The 18,553-nt window shown below is 57.5% G+C and carries 18 protein-coding genes; 1 reads left to right on the forward strand and 17 read right to left on the reverse strand.

Translation table 11 applies throughout. From position 1 onward, the window contains the following. Nucleotides 1-386: 386 nt before the first annotated feature. From rlmN to trmJ, 11 genes are all read right to left on the reverse strand, one after another. Nucleotides 387-1,505, reverse strand: coding sequence for a 23S rRNA (adenine(2503)-C(2))-methyltransferase RlmN (rlmN, locus tag ACJJIK_RS10205; protein ID WP_444932121.1), 1,119 nt, complete (start codon nucleotides 1,503-1,505; stop codon nucleotides 387-389). 63 nt (nucleotides 1,506-1,568) lie between these two features. Further along, the gene (gene ndk, locus ACJJIK_RS10210) at nucleotides 1,569-1,997 is read right to left on the reverse strand and encodes a nucleoside-diphosphate kinase (protein ID WP_108731991.1); all 429 of its coding nucleotides are present in this window, start codon (nucleotides 1,995-1,997) and stop codon (nucleotides 1,569-1,571) included. Between the two features lie 291 nt (nucleotides 1,998-2,288). Then, complete coding sequence (gene iscX / locus ACJJIK_RS10215) at nucleotides 2,289-2,483, reverse strand: Fe-S cluster assembly protein IscX (RefSeq protein ID WP_444932122.1); 195 nt, start codon at nucleotides 2,481-2,483, stop codon at nucleotides 2,289-2,291. Nucleotides 2,484-2,507: 24 nt separating this feature from the next. After that, on the reverse strand, nucleotides 2,508-2,846 hold the full coding sequence (gene fdx, locus ACJJIK_RS10220) for an ISC system 2Fe-2S type ferredoxin (RefSeq protein WP_108731989.1): 339 nt from the start codon (nucleotides 2,844-2,846) through the stop codon (nucleotides 2,508-2,510). Nucleotides 2,847-2,936: 90 nt separating this feature from the next. Continuing rightward, nucleotides 2,937-4,808, reverse strand: a complete 1,872-nt coding sequence (gene hscA, locus ACJJIK_RS10225; RefSeq protein ID WP_444944974.1) for a Fe-S protein assembly chaperone HscA — start codon at nucleotides 4,806-4,808, stop codon at nucleotides 2,937-2,939. Nucleotides 4,809-4,843: 35 nt separating this feature from the next. Further along, complete coding sequence (gene hscB / locus ACJJIK_RS10230; protein ID WP_444944975.1) at nucleotides 4,844-5,371, reverse strand: co-chaperone HscB; 528 nt, start codon at nucleotides 5,369-5,371, stop codon at nucleotides 4,844-4,846. Nucleotides 5,372-5,514: 143 nt separating this feature from the next. After that, nucleotides 5,515-5,838, reverse strand: coding sequence for an iron-sulfur cluster assembly protein IscA (gene iscA, locus ACJJIK_RS10235; protein ID WP_444932125.1), 324 nt, complete (start codon nucleotides 5,836-5,838; stop codon nucleotides 5,515-5,517). Nucleotides 5,839-5,870: 32 nt separating this feature from the next. Continuing rightward, on the reverse strand, nucleotides 5,871-6,293 hold the full coding sequence (gene iscU / locus ACJJIK_RS10240; RefSeq protein ID WP_444944976.1) for a Fe-S cluster assembly scaffold IscU: 423 nt from the start codon (nucleotides 6,291-6,293) through the stop codon (nucleotides 5,871-5,873). A 27-nt stretch (nucleotides 6,294-6,320) separates the two neighbouring features. Then, the gene (locus tag ACJJIK_RS10245; RefSeq protein ID WP_444945054.1) at nucleotides 6,321-7,535 is read right to left on the reverse strand and encodes an IscS subfamily cysteine desulfurase; all 1,215 of its coding nucleotides are present in this window, start codon (nucleotides 7,533-7,535) and stop codon (nucleotides 6,321-6,323) included. Nucleotides 7,536-7,601: 66 nt separating this feature from the next. After that, complete coding sequence (gene iscR / locus ACJJIK_RS10250; protein WP_444944977.1) at nucleotides 7,602-8,078, reverse strand: Fe-S cluster assembly transcriptional regulator IscR; 477 nt, start codon at nucleotides 8,076-8,078, stop codon at nucleotides 7,602-7,604. A gap of 106 nt (nucleotides 8,079-8,184) precedes the next feature. Continuing rightward, nucleotides 8,185-8,976 carry a tRNA (cytosine(32)/uridine(32)-2'-O)-methyltransferase TrmJ gene (gene trmJ, locus ACJJIK_RS10255; RefSeq protein WP_444932128.1) on the reverse strand — a complete coding sequence of 264 codons (792 nt, stop codon included), beginning with the start codon at nucleotides 8,974-8,976 and terminating at the stop codon, nucleotides 8,185-8,187. Between the two features lie 135 nt (nucleotides 8,977-9,111). Between trmJ and ACJJIK_RS10260 the strand changes: the two genes are divergently transcribed. Then, nucleotides 9,112-9,915, forward strand: a complete 804-nt coding sequence (locus tag ACJJIK_RS10260) for an inositol monophosphatase family protein (protein WP_444932129.1) — start codon at nucleotides 9,112-9,114, stop codon at nucleotides 9,913-9,915. A gap of 53 nt (nucleotides 9,916-9,968) precedes the next feature. On the opposite strand, the gene ACJJIK_RS10265 is transcribed toward ACJJIK_RS10260, so the two are convergent. From ACJJIK_RS10265 to dinG, 6 genes are all read right to left on the reverse strand, one after another. Further along, complete coding sequence (locus ACJJIK_RS10265) at nucleotides 9,969-11,957, reverse strand: ATP-binding protein (protein WP_444932130.1); 1,989 nt, start codon at nucleotides 11,955-11,957, stop codon at nucleotides 9,969-9,971. 506 nt (nucleotides 11,958-12,463) lie between these two features. After that, nucleotides 12,464-13,459, reverse strand: coding sequence for an alpha-L-glutamate ligase-like protein (locus ACJJIK_RS10270; RefSeq protein WP_444944978.1), 996 nt, complete (start codon nucleotides 13,457-13,459; stop codon nucleotides 12,464-12,466). 8 nt (nucleotides 13,460-13,467) lie between these two features. Beyond that, entirely contained in the window at nucleotides 13,468-15,000 is a 1,533-nt protein-coding gene (locus ACJJIK_RS10275; RefSeq protein ID WP_444944979.1) for an inactive transglutaminase family protein, read from the reverse strand. Nucleotides 15,001-15,054: 54 nt separating this feature from the next. After that, nucleotides 15,055-15,738, reverse strand: a complete 684-nt coding sequence (locus tag ACJJIK_RS10280; protein WP_444944980.1) for an ATP-dependent zinc protease family protein — start codon at nucleotides 15,736-15,738, stop codon at nucleotides 15,055-15,057. A gap of 232 nt (nucleotides 15,739-15,970) precedes the next feature. Beyond that, a complete protein-coding gene (locus ACJJIK_RS10285; RefSeq protein WP_444944981.1) occupies nucleotides 15,971-16,294 on the reverse strand; it encodes a YqcC family protein in 324 nt (107 codons plus the stop codon). Nucleotides 16,295-16,385: 91 nt separating this feature from the next. Beyond that, the gene (dinG, locus tag ACJJIK_RS10290) at nucleotides 16,386-18,521 is read right to left on the reverse strand and encodes an ATP-dependent DNA helicase DinG (protein ID WP_444932135.1); all 2,136 of its coding nucleotides are present in this window, start codon (nucleotides 18,519-18,521) and stop codon (nucleotides 16,386-16,388) included. Nucleotides 18,522-18,553: the final 32 nt, after the last annotated feature.

Consider the following 18,553-nt stretch of genomic DNA (forward strand, 5'->3'; position numbering starts at 1 on the left):
CTATTATTACCCCTGAACCTCAGCCCGCTACAACAACTCCAGATCAAATAAAAAATGACTGGATAGTACGGCGCTTTGATTAACAGCGGGGAATTGCAAGCGCGACTACTTTAGCGCTCTCGGGTCACAATATCTGTTGAAAGTGTCGCACAAGCGGATATCCACTGCACTTATAGGTGAAATCTTGCAGGCAAAATGCAGGCTTAAAGCACAAACTGGTTTTAACTGGACGGTACACATATATCCAACACTCCCTTCCCGGGTAAATTTCCCTCGATGGCTAGAACGTTAGATAAAGTAATTTCGTTGACACTAAAAAGGGGGCAGGAGTCGAATTTGCAGGGTTGTCAGCAAATCTGACAACCCCTTCAACTATTCAATGACGACTAGTTAACAATACGAACGGGGCGCTCTGCATTGCGGTAGCGCTCGGAGCGGCGGGTGCGGTCGTTAACGCTGCCGGCCAATTGGCCACAGGCCGCATCAATATCATCGCCACGGGTGGTGCGCACGGTTACGGTATAACCCTTATCGAGCAAAATTTGCTGGAAGCGGCGCAGTGCATTATTGCTCACTCGTTGATAGTCAGATAACTCAAACGGGTTAAAGGGAATCAGGTTAATTTTCACCGGGATATCTTTCAGCAGCTCAGCCAGTTGCTCGGCGTGCTCCGGGCGATCATTAACCTCGCGCATCAGCGTGTATTCAATAGTCATTTTACGGTGCGTATCCGGCATGCGCTCAATATAGCGCTTGGCAGAATCCAGCAGCACCGCAATAGGGTATTTTTTATTGATCGGCACCAACTCGTTGCGCAATTCATCGTTGGGCGCGTGCAGGGAAATCGCCAGGCTGACATCGGTCACATCGGCGAGGCGGTCCAGTGCCGGTACTACACCGGAAGTCGATAAAGTGACACGGCGCTTGGAAATACCGTAGGCGTTGTCTTCCATCATCAGGTTCATGGAATCGACCACATTGTCGAAATTGAGCAATGGCTCACCCATGCCCATCATCACCACGTTGGTAACCTTGCGCGGGCCTTTCGGGTCCAATTGGCCGAAAGATTTACAGGCAATCCACACCTGTCCAATAATTTCTGCCGCAGTTAAATCGCGGTTAAAACCCTGCTTGCCGGTTGCACAGAAACTGCAATCCAGGGAACAGCCCACCTGGGAGGAGACACACAGGGTGCCGCGATCGCCATCGGGGATATACACCGTCTCGATAGCGTTGCCACCGGAGACTTTAATAAGCCATTTGCGTGTGCCGTCGGCGGAATCCCACTGATTCAAAACTTCCGGGGCACGGACTTCGGCCACTTCCGCCAGTTTTTGGCGCAGGGCCTTGCTGACATTGGTCATCTCAGCGAAATCATCGACCCCGTTTTGGTGAATCCACTTTAAAACCTGAACAGCGCGAAAGCGCTTCTCGCCCAATGATTCAAAAAAGGCGGCCAGCTTTTCTACCGAAAGGCCGAGCAGGTTGGTTTTTTCTGTGGTCATTCATTTCACCTCGGGGGAAGAGTTGCACCGGTCCGGACAGACCGGTGCGATTTGAGTCGCGAATTAAGCGCGCGCGCAGATTTCGTCGTCAGCGAAGAAGTAGCTTACTTCGCGGGCAGCGGACTCTGCGGAGTCGGAACCGTGTACAGCGTTGGCGTCGATGCTGTCAGCGAAGTCAGCACGGATGGTGCCAGCAGCCGCTTCTTTCGGGTTGGTAGCACCCATCAGGTCGCGGTTTGCCAGGATAGCGTTCTCGCCTTCCAGAACCTGTACTACAACCGGACCGGAAGTCATGAAGTCAACCAGGTCTTTGAAGAAAGGACGCTCTTTGTGCTCAGCGTAGAAACCTTCAGCTTTTTCGCGGGACAGTTGAACCATCTTCATGGCAACAATGCTCAGGCCAGCTTTCTCAAAACGGCTCTCGATTTCACCGATTACATTCTTGGCTACTGCGTCCGGTTTGATGATAGAAAGGGTACGCTCCAGGGCCATGGTTATCTCCAAATTGATTTTTTGTAACTTAACTTAGGAACCTCTAAACAACTCTTTAAGTCCCGCAGGGCGGGCCTTAAAGGCTCGCAGAGGTGTTGCGGGATTGTTGCGGAGTTGTTCAGAGGCTCCCTACATAAAGAAAGAGCAACCTACTCAGTTGCTCTTCCCTGATATTCCTTTCATACCCACCGGGGGTACTCAATTTTTGATCACCGCATTTCGCGGCCGGCGGATTATACGGGGTATTGATCGACTTTTGTACTCTCTTGCCAATACTGCCCCCGAGACCCGCTACTCCTGCTCTTCGATCCAGGCGGCCTGGATCGCTTCGAGGATTTTCTCGCCACAGCGATCGGGGGCGTCATCGAATCCGGGCAGTGCCATCACCCAGTTGCGCAGATCGACGAAGTTGACCGTCAGCGGGTCCACATCCTCGTGAGCTTCGCTCAACTCTATGGCAATATCGTGAATATCAGTCCACTTCATGATTCGGCTTCCTCAGCGTGCAGATCAGTGCTTTTCCGACACCTGATTGATGGTGTACTTGGGAATCTCGACCACCAGGTCTTCATCCTCGACAATCGCCTGGCAGGACAGGCGGGACTCGGGCTCCAGGCCCCAGGCTTTATCCAGCAGATCCTCTTCAAGCTCGTCCGGCTCTTCCAGGGAGTCGAAACCCTCGCGCACAATGACGTGGCAGGTGGTGCAGGCACAGGCCTTTTCACAGGCGTGCTCTATCTCGATATCGTTGGCCAGGGCCGCATCGATCACGCTGACACCGCTCTCTGCTTCCACCACTTTGCCCTCGGGGCACATTTCCGGATGGGGTAAAAATACTATCTTCGGCATGGGGTACTGAACCTCTGTGGTCTCAATCCGACGGGGAGAAAGTAACGACTCCCCGGCCGCCGGCAGCGCAGAGTCTGCGCCTGGTCATGGTTATTTATCAAATTCGTCCAAGCTGTGCCCCTGCATAGCGCGCTTGATGGAGGCATCCATACGCTTGGCAGCAAAGGGCTCAGACAACTTATTTAAGGCTTCGATACGTCGACGAATTTCCTCTGCATCACCGCCGTTATGGGCCAGGCGCAAAGCTTCCATCGCGTGCTCAAGCTCATTCAACTCACCTTCATCCAGCAGCTGGGCGCCGTTCTCACGCAGAGCCACCAGCATACTTTCCAGGGTTCTCTCCGCCTCTACCTGGGCCTCGCGCAAAGCGCGCAGGGCGATATCCTCGGCAGCGTGGGTATAGGATTCCTGCAACATGCGTGCAATATCCTTGTCCTCCAGGCCGTAGGAGGGTTTAACCGTAATATCGGCGCTGACACCACTGCTCTTTTCCATCGCGGTCACCGACAGCAGGCCATCGGCATCTACCTGGAAGGTCACGCGAATATGGGCGGCACCGGCCACCATCGGCGGTATACCGCGCAATTCAAAGCGCGCCAGTGAGCGGCAGTCACTCACCAGTTCCCGCTCGCCCTGCACGACATGGATCGCCATGGCAGTCTGGCCATCTTTAAACGTAGTGAACTCCTGGGCTTTGGACACGGGAATGGTGGTGTTGCGATCGATCAGTTTTTCCGCGAGGCCACCCATGGTTTCAATCCCGAGGGACAGGGGAATAACATCCAACAGCAACAACTCTTCGCTGGACTTATTGCCCACCAGCACATCGGCCTGAATCGCCGCACCGATTGCCACTACTTGGTCGGGGTCAATTTCCGCATGGGGGGGACGGCCAAAATAACCCTCAACGCGCTCGCGCACGCGCAGAGTACGGGTGGAGCCGCCCACCAACACCACTTCCTGCACCTCATCGGCACCGATAGCGGCATCGCGCAGGGCGCGCTTACAGGCGCGTAGGGTTTTATCGATCAGGGGGTCCAGCAGTGAAGCCATGGTGTCGCGATCGAGCACACCGGACCAGTCGCCGTATTGCACTTCCACCTGCTCGGCACTGGACAGGGATTCTTTCGCAGCACAGGCGCGGTCTAACAGAACTCGCTGGGTCGCGGCGTCGAGATCGGTACCCAATCCCACTTGCTCGGCGATCCAGGAGGCGATAGTACGATCGAAATCGTCGCCACCGAGAGCGGTATCACCGCCGGTAGACATGACTTCAAACACACCCCGGGACAGACGCAGAATAGAGATATCGAAAGTGCCGCCACCGAGGTCATAGACCGCGATCACACCCTCTTCGCCTTTATCCAGGCCGTAGGCAACAGCCGCCGCAGTGGGCTCATTGAGCAGGCGCAGGACTTTCAGGCCCGCCAGCTGAGCGGCATCTTTGGTGGCTTGGCGCTGGGCATCATCGAAGTAGGCCGGCACGGTGATTACGGCACCATCCAGCTCACCACCCGCTTTGCCGTAGAGCGCCTCGCGGCCGCGCGCGGCCAGCTTTTTCAGGATTTCCGCCGATACCTGTACCGGGTTTACCGCTCCGGCTGCTGTTTCAATCGACGGCATACCGCCACTGCTTTCCGCCAGGCGATAGGGCAACTGCTCGCCAAAACTCTTGATATCCGCAACACCGCGCCCCATCAGGCGCTTGATAGAAATCATGGTATTGTAGGGATCTTCGGCGGCGCGGGCGCGGGCTTCGGCACCCACAGTAATCGCCTCGACCCCGTAGTGCACCGCTGAGGGCAGGATCACTTCCCCGCGCTCATCGGCAATGGCCTCTGCCGATCCACTGCGCACAGTTGCCACCAGGGAGTTAGTGGTCCCCAAGTCGATACCCACCGCATGTTTGCGCTGGTGGGGAGCTGGGCTCTGGCCCGGTTCAGAAATCTGCAGTAATGCCATTCGTTATCTCTTCTTTAGTCGGGGCGCGATAGCAGCTAGTCGTTGAAAAGGTCTTCTTCCAGCTCGTCAATTTGCTTGTCGAGCTTGGCCAGAAACTGGAGCTTGCGCAGGGCGTCCTCTGCCGCACCCAGATCACCCTCGCCGTAGGCCTCGGTAAAGCGCTGCTCTGCACTGGCAATCAGCGCCCGTGTCTCGGCATTGAGTTCATCCAGCGCAGCCTCTGGGTCGGGCTGCTCCCGCACTTCTTCCAGGCGCTCGCGCAACAGCATCTGCTGCATCAGGAATTCGGTATCTTTGCTGGTCTGCTCGGGTGGCACATCTACCCCCGCCAGCTTGAGCAAATAGGCGGCGCGCTGTACCGGGTCGCGCAAAACCGTGTGCGCTTCATTGATCTGCGCAGCCATTTTGATAGCCAGTAATTGCTCGCCCTCGGAGTGGGACGCGTATTTATCCGGGTGGAATTCCCGCTGCAACTCCCGGTAGCGGGTTGCCAGGGCACTGCGATCGACTGCAAATGCGGGTTGCAGACCAAAAACTTCGAAGTGGTTTAGGTTGGTTGCCATCTGAATTTACCTACTGGGACACAGCTGCGACGGGGGCGTTGCCGCTGAGCGCCGCTGGGCCCTTACAGCGAGGGGTACTGCCCGAGGAGCCAATAAAAAGGCCGGTATGCGCAGCGCACCCGGCCTTGTGGGGCGAGAGCCAATCAGACGTGAAAGCTCTCGCCGCAGCCACACTCATTTTTTACGTTGGGATTTGAGAAGGTAAAGCCCTCGTTTAGACCTTCCTTGACAAAGTCCAGCTGGGTGCCGTCGAGGTAAACCAGACTCTTGGGGTCCACCACCAACTTAACGCCGTTTTGCTCAAATACCGTATCTTCGGCTTCGAACGAATCGACAAACTCCAGCACGTAGGCGAGACCGGAACAGCCGGCGGTTTTGACACCGACACGAATGCCGATTCCCTTGCCTCGCTTGGCCAATTGACCTTGAATGTGGGCCTCAGCGGCCTCGCTCATGCTAATAGCCAAAACAACACCTTCGCTATGTTTGGGCGGGAAGTTTAACCCGCCGCAGATTCCTTGGCCTCTACAGCGTCAGCGGACTCACCGCGCTTTTCGCGGATATCGCGCACTGCGGCTTTAATCGCATCTTCGGCGAGCACCGAGCAGTGGATTTTTACCGGCGGCAGCGCCAGCTCCTCTGCGATAGCGGTGTTCTTGATTTGCTCCGCCTCGTCGATGGTCTTGCCTTTTACCCACTCGGTCAGGAGGGAGCTGGAGGCAATGGCAGAGCCACAGCCGTAGGTTTTGAACTTGGCGTCTTCGATAACACCTTCGTTACTGACCTGAATCTGCAGGCGCATCACGTCACCACAGGCGGGTGCACCCACCATGCCGGTGCCAACATTGTCCGCCTTGTCGTCCATACGTCCGACATTTCGGGGGTGTTCGTAGTGGTCAATTACTTTATCGCTATAGGCCATGACTTTTCTCCTAACTCTTGCGCGCGCTTAGTGAGCGGCCCATTCAATCTTGTTCAGGTCTACGCCGTCTTTGTACATATCCCAAAGCGGTGACAGTTCACGCAGTTTTTCCACGGCTTTGCGCACTTCTGCTGCGGCGGTATCTACATCGCTCTCGCTGGTAAAGCGACCGAAGCTAAAGCGCAGTGAGCTGTGTGCCAGCTCGTCGTTAACCCCCAGGGCGCGCAGCACGTAGCTGGGCTCCAGGCTCGCAGAGGTACAGGCGGAACCGGAGGAAATCGCCAGATCGCGCAGGGACATGATCAGGCTCTCGCCTTCGACAAAGGCAAAGCTCACGTTCAGGTTGCCCGGAATTCGCTTCTCGGCGGAACCGTTGATATGGACTTCTTCCATATCTTTGATCTGGCCCCAGAAACGGTCGCGCAGTGAGCGCAGGCGCTCGGCTTCCTGAGCCATTTCCTCTTTGGCGATACCGAAGGCTTCGCCCATACCGACGATCTGGTGAGTCGGCAGGGTGCCGGAGCGCATGCCGCGCTCGTGGCCGCCACCGTGCATCTGGGCTTCCAGGCGCACGCGGGGCTTGCGGCGCACGTAGAGGGCACCGATACCTTTGGGGCCGTAAATCTTGTGGCCGGAGAAGGACATCAGGTCGACTTTCATCTCCTGAAGATCGATCGGCAACTTGCCGGCGCTCTGAGCCGCGTCTACGTGGAAAATTACTTTGCGCGAGCGACACAGCTCGCCGATCGCAGCGATATCGTTGATCACCCCGATTTCGTTGTTCACATGCATCAGGCTCACCAGGATGGTGTCCTCGCGCATGGCTTCCTCAACCTGCTCCGGGTAGACGATGCCGTCTTCGCGGGGGTTCAGGTAGGTCACCTCAAAGCCCTCGCGCTCCAGCTGGCGGCAGGTATCCAAAACCGCTTTGTGCTCAATTTTGGAGGTAATGATGTGCTTGCCGCGACCCTGATAGAAATGGGCCGCGCCCTTGATTCCCAGGTTGTCGGACTCGGTGGCACCGCTGGTCCAGACAATTTCGCGCGGATCGGCGTTGATCAATTCCGCCACTTGGCGACGGGCATTTTCCACCGCTTCTTCCGCTTTCCAGCCAAACAGGTGGGAGCGGGAAGCCGGGTTACCGAAATTGCCTTCCATCGTCAGCTGCTCTGCCATTTTTTTAGCGACGCGGGGGTCAACCGGACAGGTAGCCGAATAGTCCAGATAGATGGGAAGCTTCATAGTCATACCGTTTCCGCTTAATAAATCTCTAATATCTGTCTGCTGGCCCGCTTTCCCGGGCCCCAATCACAGGCCGCCGAGTACGGCGACCCTCTCTTCCGGCGCCTCGCGCATATCTTGTCGGCGCGCAACTTCCTGCACCTCAGCCCGGGAAACCAGATTGGCCAGGCTGATACTGCTGAGGAAGCTATGAATCTGATCGCTCAAATCTGACCAGAGGTAGTGGGTCAGACACTGTTCGCCGTTGGCGCAATCCGCATTGCCGCCGCAGCTGGTGGCGTCTACAGATTCATTGACCGCATCAATGATCTGCGCCACATAAATTTCTTCACCGTCCCGCGCCAGGCGGTAACCGCCGCCGGGGCCGCGCACACTGGAAACCAGTCCAGATTGTCGCAGCCGGGAGAACAACTGTTCCAGATAGGACAGCGATATACCCTGGCGTTTGGATATGTCCGCCAGGCTGATCGGTCCACGATCAGCATGTAACGCCAAGTCCAGCATGGCAGTCACCGCATAGCGACCTTTGGTTGTCAAACGCATATCAGCTCCCAACTGATGTACAGCCCTTTTCCGATCGGGGCGCGAGTATGGAATAACCCACTACTGTAGTCAAGTATATAACCTAGCGGGGTAGTCGGGTACTCAGCTAGTCGGGACGCCCTTTACCACCAGAGCGGTGAATATAGTTCTGGATCGAGGTCAACATACCGCGCAGGATACCCAGCTCCATATCGTCTGGGCGCACGCGACTGTACAGGCGACGCAAGCGGGTCATAGTCTGGCGGGGGTTGTCCGGGTCGATAAAGCCCAGCTCGCCCAGTGCCTGCTGCAAGTGGTCAAAGTACAGCTCCATATCGCCGGCCTTGGCCGGTGGTCGGTCCCAGTCGGTGTAATTCACCGGCTCGCCTTTTTCCGCTTCCAGCGCCGCCATACGCACTTCGTAGGCGAGCACCTGCACCGCCGTAGCCAGGTTCAGGGAGCTGTACTCCGGGTTGGCCGGGATATGTACGTGGTAGTTGCAGGCCTGCAACTCCTCATTGGTAAGACCTCGGTCCTCGCGGCCAAATACCAGCGCGACCGGGTGCGATACCGCTTCGGCCACTGCGCGCTCACCGCACTGGCGCGGGGTCAGCAGGGGCCAGGGGATACGGCGCTCGCGGGCGCTGGTGGCCACGACAAGACCGCAGTCGGCTACCGCCTCTTCCAGGGTATCCACCACAACGGCGCTGTCGAGCAGCTCCGCCGCCCCCGCTGCACGCCAAACGGCGTTGGCTGCGGGAAACTCTCGGGGCGCGACCAGATACAGCTGACTCAGGCCCATATTCTTGAGCGCGCGCGCCGCACCACCAATGTTTCCGGGGTGTGCGCTGTTAACCAAAACCACGCGCACATTGTCGAGCGCGGCGAGGGGAGTCGTGTCTAAAGGGGACTTGGCCATACTGAAAGTTATAATTCGGTGTCATGGGGGCGCGCGAGTGTAGCAAAAACCAATCGGAATCCCTACAATCGCGTCCGTCGCAGTTAACCTGCGGTCTGCTTTTTAACCCCTTTAACCACTTAGTGCGGAATAGTTATGGAACCCATGCTAAATATTGCCCTGCGCGCGGCGCGCAAGGCCGGAGAATTGATCGAACGGGCCTGGGAGCGCGGCGACCTGATGAAATTTGAAGAAAAGGCGCGCAACGATTTCGTTACCGAAGTGGATAAGGCCAGCGAACAGGAGATTATCTATCACCTGCGCAAGGCCTACCCCAAGCACAGCATCCGCGCTGAAGAGAGCGGCCTGCAAGAGGGCGCCGAGCCCGATTACGAGTGGATTATCGACCCCCTCGACGGCACCACCAACTTTATCCACGGTGTGCCCCAGTTCGCCGTGTCTATCGCCTGTCGCTATCGCGGCCGCATCGAGCACGCAGTTGTGCTGGACCCGATTAAACGCGAAGAATTTACTGCGAGCCGCGGCCGCGGAGCCGCTCTGAACGGCCGCCGCATCCGCGTTTCCCCCCGCCAGGGTATGCGCGGCGCCCTGATCGGTACCGGCATTCCCTTCAACGGCCTGCCGCTGGATAACATCGATGCCTACCTGGCCGCCCTGAAAGATATCGCCGGGCAAACTGCGGGAATCCGTCGCCCCGGCGCTGCGGCACTGGATCTGGCCTACGTGGCTGCCGGTCGCTTCGACGGCTTCTGGGAAATGTACCTGAACACCTGGGATATCGCTGCGGGCTCACTGCTGGTTAAAGAAGCCGGCGGCCTGATCAGCGACTTCCGCGGCGGTGAAGACTACCTGGACTCCGGCCACCTGGTCTGCGCCACCCCCAAAGTATTTAAGCCCCTGGTGCAAATCGTGGGCAAACATATGGGTCACATTCGCTAAGACCTGAGCGGCACCCCGGCAATTCACTCCGGGGTGCTCTTGGCAAGCCCCACTCAACGCCCCGTCAGGCACTCCACTAAAACCCGCGCAAGTTGAGGCAGGTCAAACCTATCCGGCAAGGCGGTTTTCACCCCCGCAGCCCCCTCCTCGCCAATAACCACTAAATGGATTTCCCCTGCCACTCGATCCTGCTGGAGGATCTTCACCAGGTCTCCCACCGACATCCCCGGCAGCGCAGTGTGAAACAGCACCATATCCGGCATCTGGGTGCGCACCATAAATATGGCTTCGACAACATCCGCAGCCACAGAAAGCTGCACCTGCGGCGATCCCTGCAACAGCTTCTCCACCCGAGCCACCTCTTCCGGGCGGCTATCCACTAACAACAAATGGCAGTCCGGTAACTTTGACGGCGTATCTGCGGCACCCGCAAAAGACAGGTAGGACTCCGCCGTATCAATCATGGGGAACTCCACCCAAAATACCGAGCCCTGCCCCTCCTGACTGTCAAAATCGATCCGCCCACCCATCGCTTCCGCCAGGCGCTTGGCAATGGCGAGGCCAACACCGGTGCCCTCGATATAGCCCTTCTCCTCCCCCAGGCGATTAAAAGGCTCAAAGACCTCCTTGCGCTTCTCCGGCGCAATCCCCTTGCCGGTATCCAAAATATTCAGTCTCAACCAACCATCGGCCTGGGGGGTAAAATTCATAATGACGCGGCCATTTTCGCGGTTGTATTTCACCGCATTGCCCGCCAGGTTCAACACGACCTGCTTATAGCGCACCGGATCGGCACAAATATAGGCGGACTCCCAACCGAGGGGCTCAAAAACCAAACTGATGCGGCGAGTTTCCGCCAGGGGCTCCAGCAGGCGCTTACACTCGGCAACCAGTTCGGCTGGCCGAATTAGCTCCATCGACGGGCCCAAACGCCGGCTGTCGATACGGGCCAACTCCAGTACATCGCCAACCAGGTGCAGTAAGTGCTGCCCGGCGCGTCGAATCTCTGCCAGGCGCTGACGCTGACCCGTATCGAGACTCTGATCCAGCTCGACAATTTGGCTGTACCCCAGGATTGCATTGAGCGGTGTACGCAATTCGTGACTCAAACTGAACAGCAAGTCGGCCCGATGTGCATTCTCCTCTCGCTGTAGCTCCAGCTCCCGCTCCATTTGCGCAAGCCTCTCGCGGCTGCGACTCACATCCTGCAAGACCCCCAGCACTCGTACGGGCTGACCGCGACTATCCAATTGGGCTTTACCGCGACAGCGAACCCAGACCACACTGCTGTCCGAACGCCAGATGCGAAACTCCACATCCAGGGGCATCCCCTCGCGCACGTGGTCGCGCATGGCCTGCTCAACCCGGGGAAAGTCCTCCACTAAAATACGGGCCTTCCACTGCTCCGCCGCCGAGATGCCAATACTGCGGATCGGGCTCACTTCGTAACCGAGAATGCCCCAGCAGGCATCGTCCAATACCATCTCATCCGCGCGCAAATCCCATTCCCACAAACCATCCCCGACCCCGGACAGTGTTTGCAGAGGGCGCTCACCAGGCAGGTGGGATAAGTAGCGCTGGGCCACAATTTCACTGAAGTCAGTACAGCCGCCTAGCGCGACAACGCCGCCGTTATCTGCGGGGAATACACGCCCCCACAGTCGCAACCAGCGCAACTGGCCGACACTATCGTAAGCTCGGAAAATGGTTTCGAAATGCCCGCCTTTTTTTTCGAGGCGGTGCCGCACAGTGACAATTCGATCGCGCTCATCGGAGTGTACCGAGCGCAGCTCATCGCCAGTCCACAGGGCGCTTAAAGCCTGTTCAGCCGTTTCCGCAAACAAAAACCAGACTTCCCCCTGGGCTCGCTGAACACCGCTATCCGGGTGCCACTCCCACAAACCGCAATCTGCCCCCGACAGCAATCCCTGCAAATAATCCGCGTGGCGAGCCAGGCCCGGCGCCTCTAGAGAAGGGAGCTCGTCTTTGGTGGCCAGCTGGAAAACTGCACTGGATAGATCGGGAATTAGTAACTCAGACACACAGGGCTCATCTTTGGACTTTGCGTATTATTTACCTGGCTCATGCATCCTTGTCATGAAAGAGAGCCTCGCCCCCACAGCTCCCAAACCCAGGAGTACCACAGGAGACCCTAAACTAAAGCATTATGAGCGTTGCGCAAAGTGCGGGCAAAAAAAGACCCCGCAAGGCGGGGCCGTAATCAGCGATGATGAGAGAAAACGGGAAGTCACTCAGTGTTAATGATTTGCCATAACCCCAAGCACCCCCCCGAAATGCAGGGCCTTTGCCCCACACATATACTAATGCAACCGCTATGCCAACTTTTGCAGTGGCATTTTCTATTGCCTTTCCCTTTATATCTAAGAATTTTGATAAAAGTACGAACCATAGCGAACCGCAATATCGATCGGATGCACCAAAACGATGCATCCACACTGGATACTGCTGTACTGAGAGGAAACTGGAACTGGGGCTGACTTAAAAAGAGGTGCCCGCGCCAACTATTTTGGCTAAACCCTAGGGCCCATTAACTTGCGGCAAATTTGCGCATGGAAAAGGCCACGCGCTCATCGACATCTTTCTGAAACATCTCTTCGTCGAAGCGCTCGATAAACCCCAGCCGCTTGCGCAACCCGACGCCATTGGCAATCTGAATTGCCAGCCCCGGGCGCGCGTTGGCCTCCAGCAAAAGGGGGCCGCGCTCGCGATCCAGAACAATATCGCAGCCCAGATAACCCAGTCCGGTCATCTCATAGCAACTGGCCGCCAGGCGCACCAGTTCATACCACCCGGGAACCTTTAACGCATCAAAGGGCACCTCGGTATCCGGGTGCCGATCGACTCTGAGACCGCGCATTACCGCGTGGCAGCTCTTGCCCGTGGCCAGATCAATGCCCACCCCCACAGCGCCCTGGTGCAAGTTGGCCTTGCCGTCTGAGGCGTGAGTGGAGCAGCGCAACATCGCCATTACCGGATAACCGCGAAATACGATAACCCGCACATCCGGCACCCCTTCAACGGAGTAGCGATCGAAGACCGGATCAAAGTCTACCAGCGCCTCAACCATAACCCGGTCCGGTTTGCCGCCGAGACTGTAGAGGCCGCTGTGAATATTGTTCACGTGGCGCAAAATATCCAGCGCATCAATTTCAGCCCCGGATATTTTTTTATACTTATCCCCGTTGCGGCCGGCAATCACCAGGATACCCTTGCCACCGGAGCCCCGCGCCGGCTTGATCACGAACTGCCACAGGGGTTCAATCACTTCCATAACGCGCCTGCGGCTCGCCGGGCTCTCAAAGGCCTCGATCAATTCGGGCACGGGAATAGCCGCTTTTTTGGCCGCGCGCTTGGTGTTGAGCTTGTCATCGACGATGGGGAATTTTTTGCGGTCGTTGTAGCGCGCAATATAGTCGATATTGCGCGCATTCATTCCCAGCACCCCCATACGGCGCAGGGTTAGCGGCGAAACAATGCCGCCGCGCACTTTATTAAAAATATGTTTAAGCGAAAATTGCAGCATGGTGTCCCCTAGCGAACCAGGGGGCGGAAGCGCATCAGCTCACTGAGCCGATAGCCGGTGTAGTTGCCCACCACCAAAATAAAGGCCAGTAACACCAACAGTAACTCGGGGAAATTAAACGTCCAGTGCTCGATATAGTGGTTGGTCATCACCCACCAAGCCAGTATCGCCACCAGTAAACTGCCCCCGGACTGGACAATCACCTCATAGGGGCCATCCTCCTCCCACACGATCGACATGCGCTCGATCGTCCAGGCGAGGATAATCATCGGGAAGAAGGTTACCGTGAGCGCCTGCTCAATACCCAGCTTATAGCTGACCACACTGATTGCCCCCATCAGTAGCACCACCGTCACCACAACGGCGGCAATCCTCGACACCAAGAGCAAATTGAGCCGGCTGAGATAAAACCTCACCCAGAGGCCCAGCGTTAAAATCAGAGTAAAAATAGCCAGGCCGGTAATCAGCTGGGTCTCGATAAAGGCGATCGCCAACAGTACCGGCATAAAGGTACCGGAAGTGCGCAGGCCCACAAAAACCCGCAACAATACCACCACCAAGGCTCCCACCGGCACCAGCAAAATCAGCTTAAAAATACTTTGCTGTTCGATCGGCAAACTGTAAATCGAGAAATCCACCAGCGCATCTTTCTCGTCTTTAGGGCTGCGTATGGAGACGTCGCGGGCGGGGACATCATTGGCAATCACCGAAAAAGTCACCTGGGAATTGCGTCCGCCCTCAAGGTCCAGCAAGCTCTTGCCGCCGCGCTGCCAGATAAAGAAGTTTTCCGGCACGCCGGGCTGACCACTATTGGGCTCGAAAACGATCCAGTGCTTGCCGTCGTACACCTCGAGCAGGTCTTCCGGTGACAGGCGGCGGCGATCGTCCTCCAGATAGAGCCCGCGAATACGGTGCGCGGGAATATCCGCCATCGCCAACACAAGCAAAGCGACATCGACGAAAGAGCGATCGGCGTAATAGCGGAAAACCAAGTTGCGATCCTGGTTTTCCTCATCATTCAATTCGAACAGCAGCTGGGTCGTCAGGGATTCGACATCGGACGAGCGCTCGCGGGCCTGCTCCACCAGGGAGTAAATCGCCAGGCGCACCGCCTCCTGCTCCCGCGCACCGAGAAACGGCTTCTGTATCTCGGTGCTCAGGTCCAAGGGCTGCGCCAACGCAGCACCGCGTCTCTGGTAAACGTCCAGTTGATAAAAGAGAGATTGGGGGCCCTGAGCCGCGCGCCGCGACCAAATTGCCCGGTATGTATCGTCCTCACGGGCGATATAGAAACCAAATCCGGAGGAGCTGAAGGTCTCCCCCAGTATTTCCATATTGCGCTGCTCGCGCGGGAGAGTTAGCGCGGCTTTTACCGGGCCGCCATCGGCATTGAAGCCCACTTTGGCCTCAATGGTCCACACCGTGCGGTATTCCCCCGGCAGTAGCGGAAAGCCCAACTCGAGATTTTTATAAACGGTCAGGCCTGCTCCCAGCAGTGCGAGTAATGCCGCAATTACATAAACTTGGACACGCGGCGACATTCGCCATTCCCCATAAATCTGAGGTTCCGATCAGAACCCAATTGGATAACTGGCCTATTTGACCCCATCTATCTTGGGCAGGCCCTGAACATTGCGCCGGCTCACATCGACAACAGCGGCGTCTTTGAGGAAGTTGCGCCCCAGCAGCATCGGCAAATCAAAATCCCCCGCCTCTGCCAGGTTAACCTCGACCATATGGGTTGCCTGCCCGACGGTCAGATTGAGCTCCACCACCGGTCTGCGCTGGGACTCAAAACCGAGACGCTCGATGCGTACATTGCGGCTGATCGGCAGCTCTACCGAGACCGGCGCCTCCGCACCTGGCTGCGCTATCTGGAAGCGAATCCAATCTTTGCCATCCCGTTCAAAAGGCGTCAGCTTCCCGACTTGCAGTGTAGAGGTTGGCGAACCGGTATCGACCACAGATTCCAGAACCAGGCCAGGCGGCTCGATCGCCACTTTTTCTACGGTCCCCAAAACCAGCTTATCTCTGGCAACGGGCACTTCGACTATTTTTTCAACCCTTCGTTCGATAACCCGCTCTACAACCTTCACTTCCGGTTCCGCACAAATCACTTCCACCGGCTCCGGGCACTGCACAGCGGCCCGCGCCGGCTCTGCTACGGGTGCAACTTCCGCCGGTTGGGCGACCCGGTCGCGTCCCGGATACATCAGTGACTCGCAACCGGCGAGCACCGACAGTGTCAACATGAACCACAGAAGGGAAAATCTCTGCATACCGACCAATTACCTCAAGCCCCATTCGCCATGCCATTCGGACCGCGACAAACGCGCGGCGTTCGCTTATTCGACGGAGAAACTGGTCCCCACCTCAGGCAAAAGGTCGATATTAGCCCATGAGCGCAGCCACTGCACAGCGATGTCCGCCGAGTCGTCAGATTCGACACCAACAATGTGACAGGCCGCCCAGAGTGAAAAAGAATGCGGGCTCCCTGGGCCCGGGAGCGGGCTATCCCCGCTGCAAACGCTGGTCGATAGTTTCAAGAATCGCCAGCAGTGCTGCCGCATCCTCCCGCCCCTTGAAGAACTCCTCGGCAACCGGCGCGATACCACACTGACCCGGCAGGGGCATTTCACTCTCGATCAAGATCTGCATACGGGGCAGAAAGATAAATTGAAGCCACTGGGGCAAAGTCAGGGTATCCACACAAAACGGCTCGGTGCTGGCCAGGGCCTCTGCCGGCGGTGCGTTATCCTGCCACACCTGCAGGCTGCGCAGTTCGGACTCGAGAAACAGGAGCTGATCAGCAATTTCAGAGTAAATAGGTTGCATAAGTTATAAAACCTTCACGTTTATAGCCCCGATAATACGCAATAGCCCCTCGCTCGATCTGCGCAACAGCACAAATACGAGCAAAGAATCTCTAAATTTTTCGATTAAAAGGGGGCAGCGAGTTGAGTATTGCCTGGCCATAGCGACGCGTGATCACCCGGCGGTCCAACAGGGTAACGGTGCCGCTATCCCCTTCAGCCCGCAGTAGACGCCCACAGGCCTGCACTAGCTTCACGGCCGCATCTGGCACTGTAATTTGCATAAACGGATTGCCGCCTTTGGCTTCAATCCACTCCGCCAGCGCCGCCTCAATCGGATCATCGGGCACCGCGAAGGGCAGCTTGGCAATAATGACGTGGCGGCAGTAGTCTCCCGGCAGGTCCAGGCCCTCGGCAAAGCTTGCCAGGCCAAACAGGACACTGCTGCCGCCACCATCGATGATCTCCCGGTGGCTGTCCAGCAAGTGCTGGCGGGACTGCTGTCCCTGCATCAGTATCCGTTTGCGCCAGGTACCGGGAAGGGCCTCGTAAACTGTCTCCATCTGGCGCCGCGAGGAAAACAGTACCAGGGCGCCGCCCTCGCCTTTGAGCAGATTGGGCAGCGCATCGATAATGGCGTCCGTATGCTGCTCGGCATTGCCCGCGTCCACCGCCTCCGGGGGTACCTGGAGTGTTGCGCGGGAGAAATCGAAAGGACTGGGTACCACCTGATAGCTGGCATTATCCGGTGTGCCCGCGCGCATTTTCAGGCGGTCAAATTTTCCCAGAGCGGTGAGTGTGGCGGAAGTGAGTACCGCCCCATAGCAGCGTTGCCACAGGCTGTACTCCAGGGTTTTGCCCGCCAGTATCGGCGAACTGCACACTTCGAAGTCGGTGGAGCCGCCCCAGTCCACCAGAGTGACCCAGCGGGCCTGGGGCAGTGCGCCGTCGGCATCGGCGCGGGCGTAGTTCGCCCACAGCAAAAGGTTGGCCTCGGCGCGCCCATACCAACTGCCCAACTGGGGATACCAGCGCTCCAGATCCGCCAGCGGCACCGGCGAATGGCCGTCCTCCATCAGGCGCTGGGCCGTCTGCAACATCTTGCCGAGCAGGCCTTCCAGCTCGTCAAAGTCTTCGCGCAACTTTTCCGCCAGCTGCGACATGGACTCGGGAACCACCCCATCCTCAAAGCGGTGACGAATAGTATTACCCCGCTCATCCTCAAACTCACACAGCCCCTCAATCAGCGGCCACATCTGTTCCAAACCCTGCTTGGCAGAGGTGAGCACCGCCGGTAATTGCTCACCGCAGCGATCGAGCTCGGCGCCATCGCCAATCTCGCCCAGCATTTGCCCCAGGGCTTTATTGGCCTGGTCCAACCAGCCGGTAGAGGCGCCGACACGACTGTGGTGGGAGAAGTGATTGAGGGCCTTATCCGGCAGGTGGTGGGCCTCGTCGAGGACATAGATCGTCTCTTCCGGAGGGGGCAGGATCGCACCGCCTCCCAGGGCCAAATCCGCCAGCAGCAGGTCGTGGTTCGCCACGATCACCTGGGTTTTGCCCAGGCGCTCGCGCGCGCGGAAAAAGCTGCAATTGGTGACATGGGGACAGCGGCGGCCACTACACTGGCGGTGGTCGGTGGTCACCCGACTCCAATCCTCCGCCTCAATCGTATCCGGCCAGTTATCCCGATCACCGTCCCAGGTGCCCGATGTCAGGTCATCTGTCATTTTCTGGTAGAGGGCGACACTCTCCGCCGCCACCTGAGGCAACTCATCTTCGTAGAGGCCGAGGGTGAGGCCAGTGCCCGTGGCGGAAAAACTGGACAGCAGTTGATCCAGTTTGGACAGGCACAGGTAGCGACCGCGCCCCTTCGCCAGGGAAAAGTCGAAGTTGAGCCCGCTGTGCCGGGCAACCTCCGGCAGATCCTTGTGGATAATTTGTTCCTGCAAGGCCACCGTAGCGGTGGAGATCACCAGAGTTTTATCTTGGGCTTGGGCCAGGGGAATAGTGGCGAGAAGATAGGCAACGGTTTTTCCAGTGCCGGTGCCCGCCTCAACCACACAGATATGCTCGCCATCGGTCTTGCCGATATCGCGCTCCCCACTACTATTTTGGGCGACAGAGCCCAGGGAGCGGGCGATGGCGGCCACCATCAGTTTCTGTCCATAGCGGGCTTTCAGGCCTCGGCCGGACAGGAATTGGCTGTAGGCGCCCTGTATGGCGCTTTTGTGTTTTTCGTTGAGCACGGGGAGTGAAATCTATTCGCTAAATGGCTGGC

This window comes from Microbulbifer regidiadema (SeqCode), from assembly GCF_052466995.1.

Coding starts and splice junctions, on each gene's coding strand:
- hscB (WP_444944975.1), bottom strand. CDS start 5,371: ATGGCAACCAACCTAAACCACTTCGAAGTTTTTGGTCTGCAACCCGCA.
- iscR (WP_444944977.1), bottom strand. CDS start 8,078: ATGCGTTTGACAACCAAAGGTCGCTATGCGGTGACTGCCATGCTGGAC.
- ACJJIK_RS10280 (WP_444944980.1), bottom strand. CDS start 15,738: ATGCAGAGATTTTCCCTTCTGTGGTTCATGTTGACACTGTCGGTGCTC.
- ACJJIK_RS10260 (WP_444932129.1), top strand. CDS start 9,112: ATGGAACCCATGCTAAATATTGCCCTGCGCGCGGCGCGCAAGGCCGGA.
- fdx (WP_108731989.1), bottom strand. CDS start 2,846: ATGCCGAAGATAGTATTTTTACCCCATCCGGAAATGTGCCCCGAGGGC.
- iscU (WP_444944976.1), bottom strand. CDS start 6,293: ATGGCCTATAGCGATAAAGTAATTGACCACTACGAACACCCCCGAAAT.
- ndk (WP_108731991.1), bottom strand. CDS start 1,997: ATGGCCCTGGAGCGTACCCTTTCTATCATCAAACCGGACGCAGTAGCC.
- hscA (WP_444944974.1), bottom strand. CDS start 4,808: ATGGCATTACTGCAGATTTCTGAACCGGGCCAGAGCCCAGCTCCCCAC.
- ACJJIK_RS10245 (WP_444945054.1), bottom strand. CDS start 7,535: ATGAAGCTTCCCATCTATCTGGACTATTCGGCTACCTGTCCGGTTGAC.
- ACJJIK_RS10285 (WP_444944981.1), bottom strand. CDS start 16,294: ATGCAACCTATTTACTCTGAAATTGCTGATCAGCTCCTGTTTCTCGAG.
- ACJJIK_RS10275 (WP_444944979.1), bottom strand. CDS start 15,000: ATGTCGCCGCGTGTCCAAGTTTATGTAATTGCGGCATTACTCGCACTG.
- trmJ (WP_444932128.1), bottom strand. CDS start 8,976: ATGGCCAAGTCCCCTTTAGACACGACTCCCCTCGCCGCGCTCGACAAT.
- iscX (WP_444932122.1), bottom strand. CDS start 2,483: ATGAAGTGGACTGATATTCACGATATTGCCATAGAGTTGAGCGAAGCT.
- rlmN (WP_444932121.1), bottom strand. CDS start 1,505: ATGACCACAGAAAAAACCAACCTGCTCGGCCTTTCGGTAGAAAAGCTG.
- ACJJIK_RS10270 (WP_444944978.1), bottom strand. CDS start 13,459: ATGCTGCAATTTTCGCTTAAACATATTTTTAATAAAGTGCGCGGCGGC.